The sequence below is a fragment of the Pseudoalteromonas ostreae genome (genome assembly GCF_018069805.1).
In the GTDB taxonomy this organism is placed as follows: Bacteria; Pseudomonadota; Gammaproteobacteria; order Enterobacterales; family Alteromonadaceae; genus Pseudoalteromonas; species Pseudoalteromonas ostreae.
The window spans coordinates 95,168-110,377 of sequence record NZ_JAGPYN010000007.1 but is presented as its reverse complement, the minus strand read 5'-3'; the positions used below and the strand labels follow the sequence as shown (position 1 = coordinate 110,377).

At 37.9% G+C, this 15,210-nt stretch carries 13 protein-coding genes; 8 read left to right on the top strand and 5 right to left on the bottom strand.

Annotated elements, in window-relative coordinates; translation table 11 throughout:
* Nucleotides 1–43 precede the first annotated feature (43 nt).
* Complete coding sequence (locus J7338_RS07425; protein ID WP_210796457.1) at nucleotides 44–988, bottom strand: LysR family transcriptional regulator; 945 nt, start codon at nucleotides 986–988, stop codon at nucleotides 44–46.
* A gap of 130 nt (nucleotides 989–1,118) precedes the next feature.
* On the opposite strand from J7338_RS07425, the gene J7338_RS07420 reads away from it, so the two are divergent.
* Nucleotides 1,119–2,066, top strand: coding sequence for a sodium-dependent bicarbonate transport family permease (locus tag J7338_RS07420; RefSeq protein ID WP_210796456.1), 948 nt, complete (start codon nucleotides 1,119–1,121; stop codon nucleotides 2,064–2,066).
* A 45-nt stretch (nucleotides 2,067–2,111) separates the two neighbouring features.
* On the opposite strand, the gene J7338_RS07415 is transcribed toward J7338_RS07420, so the two are convergent.
* A complete protein-coding gene (locus J7338_RS07415; protein ID WP_210796455.1) occupies nucleotides 2,112–5,033 on the bottom strand; it encodes a UvrD-helicase domain-containing protein in 2,922 nt (973 codons plus the stop codon).
* A 284-nt stretch (nucleotides 5,034–5,317) separates the two neighbouring features.
* Between J7338_RS07415 and J7338_RS07410 the strand changes: the two genes are divergently transcribed.
* From J7338_RS07410 to J7338_RS07385, 6 genes are all read left to right on the top strand, one after another.
* On the top strand, nucleotides 5,318–5,479 hold the full coding sequence (locus tag J7338_RS07410) for a hypothetical protein (protein ID WP_210796454.1): 162 nt from the start codon (nucleotides 5,318–5,320) through the stop codon (nucleotides 5,477–5,479).
* 177 nt (nucleotides 5,480–5,656) lie between these two features.
* Nucleotides 5,657–6,634 (top strand): MvdC/MvdD family ATP grasp protein, encoded by a 978-nt coding sequence (locus tag J7338_RS07405; RefSeq protein ID WP_210796453.1) that lies wholly within the window; start codon nucleotides 5,657–5,659, stop codon nucleotides 6,632–6,634.
* Nucleotides 6,631–7,518 (top strand): SDH family Clp fold serine proteinase, encoded by an 888-nt coding sequence (locus J7338_RS07400; RefSeq protein ID WP_210796452.1) that lies wholly within the window; start codon nucleotides 6,631–6,633, stop codon nucleotides 7,516–7,518. Before J7338_RS07405 ends, J7338_RS07400 begins: the two co-directional genes overlap by 4 nt.
* 10 nt (nucleotides 7,519–7,528) lie before the next feature.
* On the top strand, nucleotides 7,529–8,029 hold the full coding sequence (locus J7338_RS07395) for a MauE/DoxX family redox-associated membrane protein (RefSeq protein ID WP_210796451.1): 501 nt from the start codon (nucleotides 7,529–7,531) through the stop codon (nucleotides 8,027–8,029).
* A gap of 4 nt (nucleotides 8,030–8,033) precedes the next feature.
* On the top strand, nucleotides 8,034–8,576 hold the full coding sequence (locus J7338_RS07390) for a redoxin domain-containing protein (RefSeq protein ID WP_210796450.1): 543 nt from the start codon (nucleotides 8,034–8,036) through the stop codon (nucleotides 8,574–8,576).
* Entirely contained in the window at nucleotides 8,573–10,210 is a 1,638-nt protein-coding gene (locus tag J7338_RS07385; protein ID WP_210796449.1) for an ABC transporter ATP-binding protein, read from the top strand. The genes J7338_RS07390 and J7338_RS07385 overlap by 4 nt, the downstream gene beginning before the upstream one ends.
* A 77-nt stretch (nucleotides 10,211–10,287) precedes the next feature.
* On the opposite strand, the gene J7338_RS07380 is transcribed toward J7338_RS07385, so the two are convergent.
* The gene (locus J7338_RS07380) at nucleotides 10,288–10,797 is read right to left on the bottom strand and encodes a M23 family metallopeptidase (protein WP_210796448.1); all 510 of its coding nucleotides are present in this window, start codon (nucleotides 10,795–10,797) and stop codon (nucleotides 10,288–10,290) included.
* Between the two features lie 323 nt (nucleotides 10,798–11,120).
* Here J7338_RS07380 and J7338_RS07375 point away from each other — a divergent pair, with 323 nt between their 5' ends.
* Nucleotides 11,121–12,290 carry an MFS transporter gene (locus J7338_RS07375; protein WP_149980981.1) on the top strand — a complete coding sequence of 390 codons (1,170 nt, stop codon included), beginning with the start codon at nucleotides 11,121–11,123 and terminating at the stop codon, nucleotides 12,288–12,290.
* A 132-nt stretch (nucleotides 12,291–12,422) separates the two neighbouring features.
* On the opposite strand, the gene J7338_RS07370 is transcribed toward J7338_RS07375, so the two are convergent.
* Nucleotides 12,423–13,535: a prohibitin family protein gene (locus J7338_RS07370; protein ID WP_210796447.1), complete on the bottom strand. Its 1,113-nt coding sequence runs from the start codon at nucleotides 13,533–13,535 to the stop codon at nucleotides 12,423–12,425.
* Nucleotides 13,532–15,190 (bottom strand): cyclic peptide export ABC transporter, encoded by a 1,659-nt coding sequence (locus J7338_RS07365; RefSeq protein ID WP_210796446.1) that lies wholly within the window; start codon nucleotides 15,188–15,190, stop codon nucleotides 13,532–13,534. Before J7338_RS07365 ends, J7338_RS07370 begins: the two co-directional genes overlap by 4 nt.
* Between the last annotated feature and the right edge of the window lie 20 nt (nucleotides 15,191–15,210).

Here is a 15,210-nt window from a genome sequence, read left to right as displayed (position 1 = left end):
CGACTCAACGTCACGGTTAAATAACTTGTAGGTAATAACAATACTAACTTAGGTTAAGTACGTAGAGCTCATTGCGCACCCAATGAGCATCTAAATAGCGCTCTAAGTTGTACTCTGCAAATTGTAAAAAACTACGCGCAGCATGAGCAATATGCCGATCAGTGCGGATCACAAAGTACCAATGACTTGCTAAGCTTGCATCACTTACAGTTAATACTTTGAAGCCATGATCTCCAATTGGCAACACATGGCGAGACAGCACACCAATTCCCATTCCTGATGATACTGCAACGCGAATAGCCTCGTTACTTGCCATTTGCACGCTGTTACTCAGTACTAAACCGCGTCTTTGCAGTTCGCTCTCAAATAACATCCGGGTTGCAGAGCCAGGCTCCCTTAATAAGAAGCGGTATTTCACTAGCTCAGAAAGTTCTACGTGTTGTTGATTAGCTAATGGATGATCAGTAGGCACAATAAACTCAAGCGGGTTTTGTAAAAAACGCGCAGCTTTTGCGTGCTCTAGAGATGGTGGGTGACTAAATACATAAATATCATCTTCACCGCGTTCAAAGCGCGCTAACACCTCTGCTCTATTGCCAATCTCAAGAGGCAACTCAACATGCGGGTGCAAATTACTATAGGGCCCGAGTAATTTTGGCAAAATATATTGTGCGGTATTCACCATGGCGATTTTACATCGCCCGCGCTCGCCCCCTTTGAGTTCAGCTAAAAAATCGTTGTAATCATCAAAGTGGCCAAACACTCGTTGGCAAGTCCTAAATAACTCATGCCCGGCTTCTGTGACATGCAGTTTTTGTTGCTGCATAATCACCAGCGGCTCATCTACAGCCTCTTGTAAACGTTTAATTTGCAGCGACACCGTTGGCTGAGTTAAGTGTAAACGCCGTGCGGTTTCACTGATCGAGCCGGTTTTTACTACACTCATAAACACTTCAAGCAGCCGAAAAGAAATATGTCTTAAATCCATCGCTATCACATCCCCTCAGGTATTAATCAGCCCATAGATAATAACCTATAACTAACTATCAATCATTTTATTATTTACAATGCATGATTTTATCTACAATAGCGCGACTTTAAATTAATAGGAGAAAGGTGTGCCAGATATTGTTGTAATGTTTTTTGTTTTGGGTTTAGTCGCGGGGATTTTACGCTCTGATCTCGTTATTCCAAAGGCAACTTACGAGACCTTAAGTTTGCTGCTGATGCTGACCATAGGCTTAAAAGGCGGCATGGTATTACACGGCAATCTTAGTTGGCAATTATTGCCAGAAATGGGCTCGGTGATGCTGCTTGGCGCATTTATACCTTTAATGCTCTACCCTATTTTAAAATATGTCATAAAACTTTCGGTAGCGAACAGCGCAAGTATCGCCGCCCATTATGGCTCCGTAAGCGCGGGGACATTTGCAGTCGCCCTCGCTTATGCTGAATCGGCGCAGCTAGCAGTAGGTGCTGAAGTAACCCTGTATTTAGTGATGCTAGAGCTTCCCGCGATTATCGTCGGGCTGTTACTTTATCGACGACTTGATAAACAACATAGTGCCGGTAATACCTTATCGCTTAAAGCACTCTGGCATGAAACCTTAACGAATAAGAGTGTTATTCTCCTCGTAGGCGGTGTTGTTATTGGTATGATGTATGGCACACAGCAAGGCAGCCAAGTAACTGGATTATTAACCAATAGTTTTAAAGTCGTGCTTGCATTATTTTTACTCGAAATGGGTTTAACGGCAGCGCAAACATTACGCCCTATACCTTGGCATCACTGGAAACTGACACTATTTGCTATAATCAGTCCATTAATATTAGGCGCGATTGGGGTCAGTGTCGGCACCTTATTAGCGCTTGAGTTAGGCTCAATCGTTATCTTGGGGAGTTTAGTGGCCAGTGCATCTTATATTGCAGCACCTGCCGCTATAAAAGCCGCGATCCCCAAAGCCGATATAGGTTTGGCTATGCTCAGTTCACTAGGCATCACCTTCCCATTTAACGTACTTATCGGTATCGGTTTGTATCATCAACTTGCTGTTGCGATGCAATAAATTAAACAACAGATAAGGGCTATTTAGCCCTTATCTATCTATAGGTTAAGCAAGCTCGGGCCATTGAATTGACTTACTGTCTTTGCCATTTTTACAGCTAAGTGGATCATTACCTTTATAATTTTTGCATCCCCAAAACTGCCCTTTTGCGCTATTGCGTAATACCATTTCAGCACCGCATTTATCACACGTTGGCACTAGATGGTTACAGGCTGTATTTATACATAATTTAAACCCTGTATAGCGACTGCGAGTCATTGGGCTTTGGCACTGCTCGCACGATTTTTCTTTATGCTCACAACGCGGAAATAACGAACAGCCGTAGAATGGCCCAAAACGACCACTGTGTTTTTTTAATACCCCGCTATCACAGCGCATACAGTTTATATCTGCGATATGTAATTGATCAACATCACTAGTAAATTCATCCAGTTCTATGTCATGTTCAGCAATTAACTCCGAGACAAAACAACTGCTATTGGTCATATCAGCAATGATGTAGGCGCGGTGTTTTGCGCGCGTTAGTGCAACGTAAAATAACCGTCGCTCTTGTGCGTAAGCGAAGTTTTCTGGCGCTGGTAATAAAGCTTCGATAATTGCGGGCGCAACTTTTTCAGATGGAAAACCATGTTTACCCTTTTGTAATCCGATAATAATAACATGATCGGCTTCTTTACCTTTTGAGGCGTGAAAAGACTGCGACTGAATTTTTAACAACGGGTATTTAACACTCATGGTTTTAATATCCGTATTTGTTGGTAGCTGAAACCAAAATCGCGCTAAAAAATACACGGTTGTGGGTTTACATGCCTTGCTGTGTATTGTGCAGAGTATGTCATCAATCGCACCATTTAATAGTTCAGGAATGTCACTGTAATAACTATTTTTATAACCAATAGATGCATTACTACTGCGCCTTAATAACGACACACTTGGATGTGAAACCTGAGTTAAAGAAGTAATCGTTTTATCAAGCTGCGCGGGGTTTTTACTAATAAATGCTGAGGCAACTTCACCAATTTTATTATTGAAACGAAACGTAAGATCCAGCGCCGTTTGCGTAGTAAAGCCAAAATACGTTGCAAACTCAGTGGTCAACTTAATATCAGCGCCGCTGAATCGGTAAATTGCTTGCCAATCGTCACCCACTGCAAATACTGAACTACCTTTGTTGCTATCGCGAAGTGCTTTAACCAATCGTGCTCTTGGCTGTGATATATCTTGAAATTCATCAACCATAATATAACGCCAAGGCGATTTAAACTTGCCCGACTCAACATACTCGATTGCCTTGATAATCATATCATCAAAGTCTATTTCACCGCGCTGCTGCAAGTGAGCGTTGTAGTTAGATAAAATTGGTTTTAATAGCGCCAACGCTTGGGTTGTTTGTTTGGCGTCAAGGGAGCGTTTAATGACATCAACTTCATCAGCATCAGTTAAATAAGCCGCCTTATATAAACTCAGCAATTGACTAAATAACGCAGCTAATACGGTGATCCTGCCAGTTTCTTTTAAGCTTTCGAGCAGTGATTCTAAGGGCAATATCTGTGTTTTCACGCTCGCACTTAAAAGCGCTTGTTCAAGTTCGTTTAACAGCTTACCTTGTTTATGTTGCCCATAAGTCAAAGCTATACAGTGAGTGTTATTACTGGCATGAGTGGTATTTTTCCAATCAATTTCGCTATGGTATTGCGCTTTATCAATGTAAGGCGCAGTATTGCCAGCGTCATCGATGCCGTAATACTCAATGTAAATATCGTACTCAGGTAAATAAAAATCAGGCTTGTACTGTCTGCGTTCAATGGTTTTTACGTCAACTTTATAAGGCGCTTCGTATTGATAATCTATGCCATGATAAAACAGCCAATTAGCTATATATAACTCACCAAAGCTTTTTACCTTGTCGCCTTTTAGGCTACGGATATCGTTATCATTTAAGTAGCTGTAATAATCACCCAATGTTTTAAAATCAAATTCATTTTTTTCAACATAATAGTATTTACTAAAATAATCTAAAACCAGATGACGATACTCGGCACTGTTTTCAATCAATGATTCAAAGCACTGCTGCACCCATTTTGCTTTCGCTTTTTCGTCTTCTGCAAATACACTCATAGTCGGTTTAGCACGTTCAACTTGTGAGATAATCGCCAGTCCAACACTATGAAAAGTAGCGGCTTTTATTTTATCGGTGGCGAGCTTATTTTCGATCCGTTGATCCATTTCATCAGCAGCTTTGCGACCATAGGCCAGCAATAAAATATCACTGTAACTTGCCTGCTGGCTTTGCACTAAAAACCCAGCCCTGCCAATCATAACACTGGTTTTACCTGTGCCTGCGCCAGCCAATAACAAGTTATTATCGTCATCAATCACACAAGCACGTCTTTGACTTAGTGTTAATGGATTTGCTTCAACACGGTCAAAAAAAGCGTGGTGTAGGTTAAGTTGCTTAGTAACGTATTTTTGTTGTAGATACTGGGTAAGTGCAGCATCCCAGTTTGCATATTGCTCTAATACGTTTATTTTTTTATCCACTAAAACAAATGCGGGGCTGTTTTTTATCCACGGCAACCAACGTTCATGCTCTTGCTGTGCCAACCGCTGAATATGACTAACATAAGACTGGCGTAAATATCGCTGCTTGACCAGTTTTGTTATTTTATTAAGAAAAGTGTCAAGCTTAGCTTCATTAGCGTTCACCCAATAGCGTTCAAATTCAGCTTGAAATTTACGGTGAGCACCATATGCCAGCAGCGAAAATGTATGATTTTGTTGTGCCGTAACAAAAGAAATCGCTTGACCAAACAAGCCGAAAGCAAACGACGGCGGTGCCTCTAAATCACTCCAACTTATTTGTCTCGTTGAGTTACCTTGGAGAATAGTCAACATATGGTGATCAAACGCCAACATGGCTTTATTAGAAAACATCCTGCCAAACAGGCTAACTGCAATAGAATTCATTACTGCTGAATTCCTAAATCAAAAGAGTGAATTACCGGTATTTTAAGGGAATCAAGCCAATAAGTCCGATAAATTAAATTCACTTAAGTAATACGACATATTTATGAAACTATTCATTCGTAAAAGGGTAATTAGCACTGTTTACCGTAATATAGTAACAGCTCTAAAAACCCAATTAAATTCACAAAAAAAAACACTTAAATTACATATTGACCCATAACAGAAACACATGTAGTGTAGTATTTGACCACAAGGTCATAACATACAAACAAAAGGAAATTATTATGAAAAAGACTAAACCTTTCGCTTTTGCAGCTGCAAATAAAAATACAGTGAAACAAGATAAGAAATGGAAAGCGACAGACAAAGCAGCTACTGCAGGTTGTTCAGGTCCTTGGGCTCGAGCTGATACTCGCTGGGCTCGTGATAATGGTATTTGGTGTTAATATATTAGTACCAAAAGGCTGACAATTAGATATTTGTAGTTAATTGTCTCTTTATAATTAATCTCTGTAAAAGCTAAATACTATTCACTATTTACGACCTAGTAATGGAAAGTATGCACTTGTAATTATTAATAATTTTGAATGCATTGGGTATATAATCATTCACATGGAGAGAAAATGAAAACTGTACTTATCATAAGCCATTGTGAGGATTACCATGTAGAGAAAGCCTTACATCTTCTTAAACAAAAAAAAGCCAATTATTTTTTTTTAACATTAGATGAATTTCCCAAAAATTACAGCCTTAGTCAATCAATCAACAATAACTCTGCATCCGCAACCTTAGAAAATACGCTAACAAAACAAACAATAAAATTAAGTGAAATTGGCGCTGTTTGGTTAAGAAAATCAGCAAATTTTTCATATTTATCAAATGATATGGAAGAATCCACTAATACATTTGCAAATAATGAAACTGAACATGCTTTGTTTAGTGCTTTATACACTCTTGATTGCTTTTGGATGAGTCATCCTAAATTTTTGCGCGCAGCAATGTGGAAAGGCGAACAATTAAAAAGAGCAACAGAGTTCGGTTTTAATATACCTGATACATTAATTAGTAATAATCCTTGTGAAATAAGGGCTTTCTATATGAGACATTCAAAAATAGTTTTTAAAGTTATGTCTGATCCCATAATTTACAACGATGCAGATCAAAGTTTAGGAGTAGCTACCACATTAGTTGACAGCGACATGTTAGAAAATGCTGAATCATTACGTTTAATCCCAAATCAATTTCAAGCTTATATTGAGAAAGCGTACGAACTACGAGTTACGATTATTGGTAATGAAGTATTCACTGCAAAAATCGACTCTCAAGCTCATCCAGAAACAAAAATTGACTGTAGAAATTTAAATGTTCGCGTTCCAATGTCTATTTATGAATTACCAAAAAAAATAGAGGCTGCATGCTTAAAGTTAATAAAAAGTTATAGCTTGAACTATTCTGCACTCGATTTTATTGTGACCCCAAAAGGCGAATATGTTTTTTTAGAGAACAACCCATGTGGTCAATTCCACTATATTGAAGAGAACGTGCCTGAATTAAAAATAATCGAGTCATTAACTAATACTTTATTGAGAGCATGCATATGAATAAGTCTATATTTAATGAAAACATTAATAAAATATCGACTCCTACTATAAATAAACTACAAAAAGAACTAGACGATCACCCAATCATAGTTATTGCAGCTTCACACATTGATATGGCCATGCTAAGCGAGCTTTATAATCATTTAAATAACATTGGTTATCAAAACACTATTAATATTGTAATTTATACTCGAGGTGGTGATATAAATGCAGCAAGAAGAGTAGCACTACTAATAAGTGATTACTGTGATCATTTCAATATTATTGCACCTTATTATTGTCAGTCATCAGGAACATTGCTTGCTTTAGCTGCGAATACAATTTATTACTCTCCATTATCTATTTTTTCAGCGATTGATCCACATTTGCATGGTGGTCAAGAAGATAACTGCGCTGCTCTATCCGGTGCAGATATAAAATTATTCAGCAAAATGTCAAAGGAGTGGTTTGAAACAGAGATATCTCCTCAGAGTAACATGCTCGGCATGCTCTGCGAGCATATTTTCCCACCGACTTTAACCGCATTTTATCGGACAGTGCTTGAAGTTAAAGAAATAGCTCACGAACTGTTACAGCGCGCAGGTAAGCATAAAAAAAACTCACAAAATAATATCATAGAAGCATTAATGTTTAGCTTTCATAGTCACGATTATGCTGTAACTGGCCAACAACTTGAAGAATTAACACTGCCATGTATCAATAACAATCAAATCAACGCTATTACGTGGCCAATAATAGAGGCCTTTATAGATTTTATTGGTGGTGGAAACCGAGCAGACTTAGACTCCCCATGGTGTGACACGATAATAGTAAGTTCACATCGTCTTGCTAGTCGTTGGAAAGATACTTCCGGGTTAAACCCCAAATGGCAAATTAATAACTAAGGGAGTCTCTATGTTTTTGGTCAGTACATTCTGTGCAATGCTATTAATAGTAACTTTTATCTATGCAGGAATAAAAAAGCTAACTGTTTTTAAGGAGTTTACAGCTTCATTAGAACTGACTTTCAAAGTTTCTAGTAAGTTATCTAAAATAGTTTCTTTAATAATTATTCTTACTGAATTAACTATTTTACCAATACTACTTGCAGCAGAGAAATCACCTTTTATTTATATTATTTTAAACCTAGTAATGTTTATATTTGTTTACATTCCGGCTCATGCATTATTTTCAGGAAAAAAAATTCAGTGTTTATGTTTTGGAGAACAAAAAAATATAGGTTGGCAAGATTTAATAAGAAATATTATTTTACTGATTTCGAGTTTGGTTTTATCTATATGGAATACAGAATTTAAATTCGAACTATATACTGCTAGCTTAACGTTCCTTGCAATAGCCACATTAGCGATACTTATAAACATTAAACCTATTCACTCATTTATTTTGGCGAAATAATTAGATGTATATTAACACGATTTGGCAAGTAATTATTACTGCCTTAGCTTTTTTCACTTTATTAAGCCTCATTTTAAACATCATTATCATAAAAAAATTAATGGATGCAAAAAACCAACTCAGTGCGCCTACGTTTAATCTCAGTACTTTTCCAGCTATTTCCGCCATTTCACTTTTAGATCATTCATCAATTGAAACTAAAATACATACCCCAAGTGCGCTCATATTCCTAGCTACAAACTGCCCTAAATGTAAAAGTAAGATTGAAAAAATTGAAAAAATGACTTCTAGTGCACATAAACAAGGTGTTGCAGTAAAAATAATCATTCACAATCAAATGAGCGATATCGAGAGATTTTTTAATAGGTCCTCACTCATTAAAGATATTTGGCAACTAAGTTTCGATGATTATAGAACCATTAACCCGCTGGAAATCTCACCTGCATATCTATTTGTAAACGAAAAAAGTGAAATTGAAGGTCAAGGAATGGTTGATGATGAAAGTTGGCATTATTTTGAACAACAAATACTAGGAAATGAAAGTTGAAATATTCAGAACACAAGCAACGATTAGGCTTACTTTTTCCTTTCAAATATGATGTATGTATTGCATTAACTTTTATGTTGATCACAGCTGCAGCCCAGCTAATGTTACCGAAAATAGTAAATTATTATGTAGATGGCAACGCCCCGCCGTCATTATTTGATATATTTCACATCTTAGTGTTAATAGCGATAATTATATTTTCTATAATCAGTGCTGTTCGTTTTTATTTATTTGAAAAGTTAGGTATTAAAGTAATAACCAGACTTAGGCTGAAATTACATAAAACACTGTTGATAAAAACAGCTAGTTATTATGATAAAAATAATATCGCTGAACTCGCAGGCAGGATTCAATCTGATACTCAAACACTTAAAGATGTGCTAACAACAAGCGCGGCTTTAGCTCTACGTTCTGCAGTAGTTGCCATAGGTTGCATTATCATGATGTTTACCTTGTCAACAATGTTGTCTCTTATTTTATTATTTTGTATTCCTATTTTTATTTTGGCAACTAAAATGCTTAGCAAAAAAGTAGAGGCTCTATCAGAGTCTGAACAAAATGCATTAGCCAAAACAAATAAGATTGCATTTGATAACTTAAATTGTCATACACTGATTAAGCTTTATAATTGGTTTGGATCTAGCCAAAAAAGATATAGTAAAACTAATTCACATTATGCATTGTGTGCAAAAAAAACAGCATCAGCGATTGCTATATTTCAAGGATTTTTTAACTTTTTAATCTTTAGTATCCTCATTTTAATGCTCATCATTGGCAGCCATTTAATCCAACAAAAAAATTTAACTATTGGCGAATTAGCCTCTTATGTTTTATATTTAGGTATGACATTCACTAGCTTAAATATGCTCGCAGGCTTTTGGGCCGAATGGATGCATTCTCTGGGAGCAACCCGTTATTTGTTTGATCTTCTCAAAAGTGAAAGTGATATCGAGCCTCAACTTCCCCTAAAAAAAGTAGCGTTTGGCGATATTTACTTTGAAAATATCAGTTTTCATTACCCTGGCCATGCAACTCAACTCATTTTTGATAAACTCAATCTACATATTAAACATGGGCAAACAACTATAATTTCTGGTCCATCCGGAAACGGAAAATCAACGCTTGCAAAACTATTATTAGGCTATTATTTACCAACTGAGGGAAAGATCCGCATCGGCAATCTATACCTAACTAGCCAGAATATAAAGAGTTATAGAAACTCTATTGCTTATGTTGAACAAGATCCTATTTTATTTTCGTCTTCTGTCCTAGAAAACCTCATTCCTGAAGTTGGTTTAACTCCCACCAAGTTACAGATGGAAAAAGTAATAGCGGCTTGTAAAAAAGCAAATGCACATAGTTTTATTTCACAGTTACCGCAAGGTTATAATACTAAGATAGGCGATCGAGGAGGCCTACTATCAGGAGGTCAAAAACAGCGTATTGCTATCGCGAGGGCATTTTTGCAAGAACCAGAGCTAGTAATTTTAGATGAATTTACTAGTGCCCTAGATAAAGAGAACCAATACAGTATAGAACAAGCAATAAAAAACCTACTTATCGGAAAAACTGTAATCATTATTTCGCATAAACACTCACAAATAAATGGAGCTGAAAATTTAATACAGCTCTGATAATTTGCTCATAGAGTCAATTGTTTTTTCGTTAAAATCCACTTAGAAAAACTAGTTAGAAAATAACGGCAATTATTTTAGCGTAGTTTTTCATCTGGATTTAAAAAGAACATTTTCTTCCAGCCTTGGCTTTGCGCGGTCATTAACCATGGGTACGGCAGTAACGATAAAATAGAGTAATGTACGTGAGGTTGTTTACCTGCCGCATTCCCCGTGTCTCCTAAGCTACCAATCAGCTCACTGACTGCAACATAGTCTCCTGCACTTACCGAATAACTTTCTAAGTGGGCAAAATAATGCAGTCGCCACTTAGGCCCAAGTAATGCCACCACTTTACCACCGCGCTTTAGCTCACCTGAATACAGCACCACACCACTTACCGAAGCAACCACTGCCGTGTGTTTTTTGCCAAAAATATCTATCCCTTTGTGTACACCTGATTTACCCCAAGGGCCGCACCAAAAGGTATTATGATGCCAATCATTTGCTGTTGCACCTTTGACTGGGATCACTATTTTTTCAGGTATGAGCAGCCCAATAACAAGGACTGTCAAGAACGTTAGTCCCATGTACTTCATCACTTTCATTACAGCTTCCTTCAAACCCTTAACAGCGAAAAATAACGCTTTACTTTGTTTGGGTGCAGCATAACAAGTTATCACTTGGATAAGTAAAAAAACTACAAATTTTAAACAATTTCGCTAAAAAAATGATACCAAAATGACGTAAATAACCGGTTAATTTACCTAACTTAGCGTTCTAAATAAAATGTTGAGTAAATATTCAAATATAACTTTACTTGTGTTCAAAATCGGATTAAATTCGCCGCAAAATTAACCAACCAAAAATAATTGCCAGCTATTAAAACATTCCAACGCAATTATTTATGCCCTTTAAATCGGATTCTTTAATGGTTGAGCTCGCTGCCGGTCATAAACCAAATAACCCACTTGCGCCTGTTATTGGTTTGTCTTTTTTTGCTATTGCCTCAGGCTTTTTAATGAGCCTAATTCCTTTATCATTGAGCGCCTTTGGGCTTGATAATGAACTTGCCTCTTGGTTAGCTAGTGTCTTTTATCTTGGCTTATTAATTGGTGCTTTTTTTATTGAGCGTATTGTTGCAAGAGTAGGCCACCGTCATGCTTTTCTGGCATTTCTGGGGTTATTAATTTTCAGTGTTGCAGCACAGCTTATTTTACCTAATGCCAACGTGTGGCTTTTAGCCCGCTTTGTAGCTGGTATCGCCGTAGCTGGGGTATTTGTGGTGGTTGAATCTTGGTTACTAATGACTGACACTGCCAAAGCACGAGCTAAACGATTAGGCCTGTATATGACATCCCTGTACGGTGGCAGCGCCGTTGGCCAACTAGCTATCGATCCGCTTGGCACCAGTGGCCCACTCCCCTATTTGTTTGTTATTGCTCTATTATTTTTAGCGATGTTAGCACCGCTGCTGATTAAATCAGGGCAACCGCAAAGTCAGCACTCGCAAAAGCTACAATTAACTGAGTTAAAAAAGCTCAGTCGCCCAGCAATTTTAGGCTGTTTGGTATCAGGATTAGTACTTGGCCCAATATACGGTTTAATGCCAGTATATATCGCTGCCCAAAGTGAGCAGGCCGCTTTTACTGGCACCTTGATGGCGGTGATTATTTTAGGCGGTATGTTAGTACAGCCGTTGGTGAGCTATTTATCAACACGAATGGCAAAAAGCTTATTAATGGCATTATTTTGTTTATTTGGCGCGATGGGTGTAGTTGGTATTATGCAAGCTGTACACTTCAACGTATTGATGGCCAGTTACTTTATTTTAGGGGCTGCAAGTTTTGCACTCTACCCCATTGCCATCACCTTAGCCTGTGACGCATTGCCAATCGAAAAAATAGTCTCAGCAACGGAAATTATGTTATTGAGTTACAGCTTTGGCTCGGTCTTTGGGCCTTTGCTTGCTGCCAACCTATTTGCTTCAGCTAACGGCATTATGTTGTATTTAGGCGGTTGTTTATTCACCACCTGTATTTATATGCTGATCAAAAGCCTTAAAGGCATCTCCACTGACAATACCCCTGTGGCAGGATAAGCCATAGCCTAATAACGCAAAACCCCATACTTAGTTAACAGTATGGGGCTTTAATTCAAGTAATAAGGCCTAATTTATAAAGATAGGTATTCTTTAGTACGAGTAAGGTTATGCGATACCATTACGCTGTTATTACTGATAAAATGTTTTTTCTGGGCTGGAAGGCGTTTGCACGAATGGTAAAGCAGGATCGTTCGTTAGCGTTTTTTCAGCTGTGGTACTAGGTATTTCAGGGGTTGTCGCGACTGAGCCTTGCGTGGCCTCCGTGTTCAAAATCAATGGTAAACCATCTTTACCACCACCTATCACTACAACTTTACTATTGTTAGATTTAGACAACTCTACGGTAGCTTCAATCCCTCGCCAGCGTAAATAGGTTTCAGAAATGCCGCCACTGACTGTTTGCTGAAAATCTCGGATCCCTTCTGCTTCGGTCTTCTTACGCTGTGCTTCTTTTCTAGCAACAACTAAACGCATGTCGTATTCTTCGTTCAAATAATTTTGATTCACTTTCGCGATAATCGCATTATGTACCTTTTCTGGTATATTAACGCGCTTGATCAGCATATCATCCAAATTAACTAGCACTTGCCCTGTATTCGTGCTCTTTTCTTGCTGTAAAATTGTCTGCTCTTGCAATTGCAGTTCCTTTAAAACTTCATCTAGAAGCTCATTTTGCACTTGTAAACGCATATTACCGTACACTTGCTCTGCCGTATAACGCGATACAATCATGATCACCGCAGAGTTAACCTCAGGTAGTACGGTTTCTTTTAGGTAATCCGTGCCAACTAACTTATGTAGATAAGGTATTTGTGAAACCACTGGCCGATAACGCACAGTCACATCTAACGAAATTTGTAAGCCTTGGGAAGTAATAGCATGAATTGTTTCATCAGCAGTTTGAAACCGACTTGAATAAAGCGTGAGCGTATCCCAAGGCAGAACTAACACTGTTCCTTCATCAAACGGTTTTTCCAAATAGGTACCACCGCCTAAACGTTTCCACAAAACTCCGACTTGGCCTGAATCAATTTTAATAAACATCACTGGCACCAGTACCATAGCAAGAAACATAAAAACCAGTAATGTGATCCCAGCTCTAAAACGCCATGACAAAATACGTTTATGAAATTTAGGCTTATAACGTTTAATAAAACGCATACTGATATTAGTGATTATTAATGCAAGTAGTAAACCCGCAAGCACCAACAGAGTTAAATCGGGAGTAATGACAATATTCATGATGAGACCCCATTGCTTACAATATCGTTATTATCGGTTAACTGCCCTTCCACCATTTTTAAATGGGCATCAGCTAAATGAAAGTATGTATCATCATGGGTAATTGCAATCACTGTATTTCCTCTTGCTTTGAGTCGTGGTAATACTTGCTCGTAGAATTTACGCCTAAAAATAGGGTCTTGATCGGCAGCCCATTCATCAAAAATATATACAGGTCGATTTTCTAAAATTGTACTCAATAATGCTAAGCGCTTTCGCTGCCCTGACGATAAGTCAACAGTGCTAAATTGACCATCGACGATACTCACTTTGGTGTTCATTTCTAAAAACGCCAACCATTGATCAATTTCTTGTTGTTTTGTATCATGAATACCATACAGCTGTTTAAATAAATGAAAGTCAGAAAATACCGCTGTAAACAAGCTACGATAACCTTGCAGCGAAGTTTCATTGAGCTGTTGACCATCAAGGAGTATTTTTCCAGCCTGTAACTCATATAAACCTGTGAGCATACGAATAAAGGTCGTTTTTCCGCTCCCATTTCCCCCAGTAATAAAAGTAATTTTTCCTCGCTGCAGCTGAAAATCAATGGGACCAACTACAAAGGCATGTTCACCAGGGGCACGGTTATGCTGATAATATGCTCCCCTTAGTTGTATCTGCTCAAATGTTGCGATCTCAGCATGAGCCGATTTAGTATGTTGAGTTTTTTCCTGTTCACACTGTAACTCTTTTTCTAACGCTAACACATTTTGTCCAGCCTCACTGGCAGCGGTAAAAATAGGAATACCGCCGACAATACTGGTGATTGGGCCAATTAAAAACAGCGAAGCTGTGGTAACTTTAATAACCACATCGGTGTAGACATGCGATAACACCGGTACAATAAAAACCATAGCCCCAGTTGCCGCAAAAAAACTGATTTGCGACAAAATAAAATCGCTGGCAAACAAGGTTTGTGTTTTCGTCTTCGAGCGTTTAGCGCGTGCTGAGTCCATTGCAAACTCATATTCAAGCTCATCCGCTCTTGGAACACTTAGCTTTACTTCTTTAAAACCATCGAGTAAGTCAGACAAGCGTTGAATTAATTTGTTTTCGCTCTCAAATGACTGCTGCATATTCTTTTGTATTTCGTCTGCCCGAAGCCGATGAATACTACCTCCAAGCATAATCAATACGGCCAACACAATGAAAGCTACAAAGGAGTGATATGCAATATACATAGATGTAAAAAAAACTAAGCTAATTGACTGACCTATAATCACAAACAGTTGCGCAGACTGAGAAATAGTCTGTAATTCTTTGCTGAGCGTAGTAAAAATTTTCTCTTTACCAATCTTCTCTAAGGTCGCCAGTTCAGTATGACGAACACATTCAAATAACTCGACACGTAACCCATCTATGGCTTGTTCAACCATTTTTGCAGCTTTAGTCATTAATCTATGTTGGGTAAGACCATAAATAGCAATGGTTAACGAAAATAAAGCGAGATAATAAAGAATATGATTTTCGCGGTGAATATCAGCAATATTTTCCGCAACATTATTTATTAGCGCTAAAACGAGGGCATTGGCTAATCCAGAAATACAACCTAGCGCAGCAAACGTTCTTTTTTTAACTGTGATGTTTCGACTAATTAAATCGTATAATACCATTTTAAGATCTTTTATTGTTT

What these genes read in the sequence shown, in the direction of transcription:
- J7338_RS07425 (WP_210796457.1), bottom strand. Translation starts at nt 988, where the DNA reads ATGGATTTAAGACATATTTCTTTTCGGCTGCTTGAAGTGTTTATGAGT.
- J7338_RS07415 (WP_210796455.1), bottom strand. Translation starts at nt 5,033, where the DNA reads ATGAATTCTATTGCAGTTAGCCTGTTTGGCAGGATGTTTTCTAATAAA.
- J7338_RS07410 (WP_210796454.1), top strand. Translation starts at nt 5,318, where the DNA reads ATGAAAAAGACTAAACCTTTCGCTTTTGCAGCTGCAAATAAAAATACA.
- J7338_RS07405 (WP_210796453.1), top strand. Translation starts at nt 5,657, where the DNA reads ATGAAAACTGTACTTATCATAAGCCATTGTGAGGATTACCATGTAGAG.
- J7338_RS07400 (WP_210796452.1), top strand. Translation starts at nt 6,631, where the DNA reads ATGAATAAGTCTATATTTAATGAAAACATTAATAAAATATCGACTCCT.
- J7338_RS07395 (WP_210796451.1), top strand. Translation starts at nt 7,529, where the DNA reads ATGTTTTTGGTCAGTACATTCTGTGCAATGCTATTAATAGTAACTTTT.
- J7338_RS07390 (WP_210796450.1), top strand. Translation starts at nt 8,034, where the DNA reads ATGTATATTAACACGATTTGGCAAGTAATTATTACTGCCTTAGCTTTT.
- J7338_RS07380 (WP_210796448.1), bottom strand. Translation starts at nt 10,797, where the DNA reads ATGAAAGTGATGAAGTACATGGGACTAACGTTCTTGACAGTCCTTGTT.
- J7338_RS07375 (WP_149980981.1), top strand. Translation starts at nt 11,121, where the DNA reads ATGGTTGAGCTCGCTGCCGGTCATAAACCAAATAACCCACTTGCGCCT.
- J7338_RS07370 (WP_210796447.1), bottom strand. Translation starts at nt 13,535, where the DNA reads ATGAATATTGTCATTACTCCCGATTTAACTCTGTTGGTGCTTGCGGGT.
- J7338_RS07365 (WP_210796446.1), bottom strand. Translation starts at nt 15,190, where the DNA reads ATGGTATTATACGATTTAATTAGTCGAAACATCACAGTTAAAAAAAGA.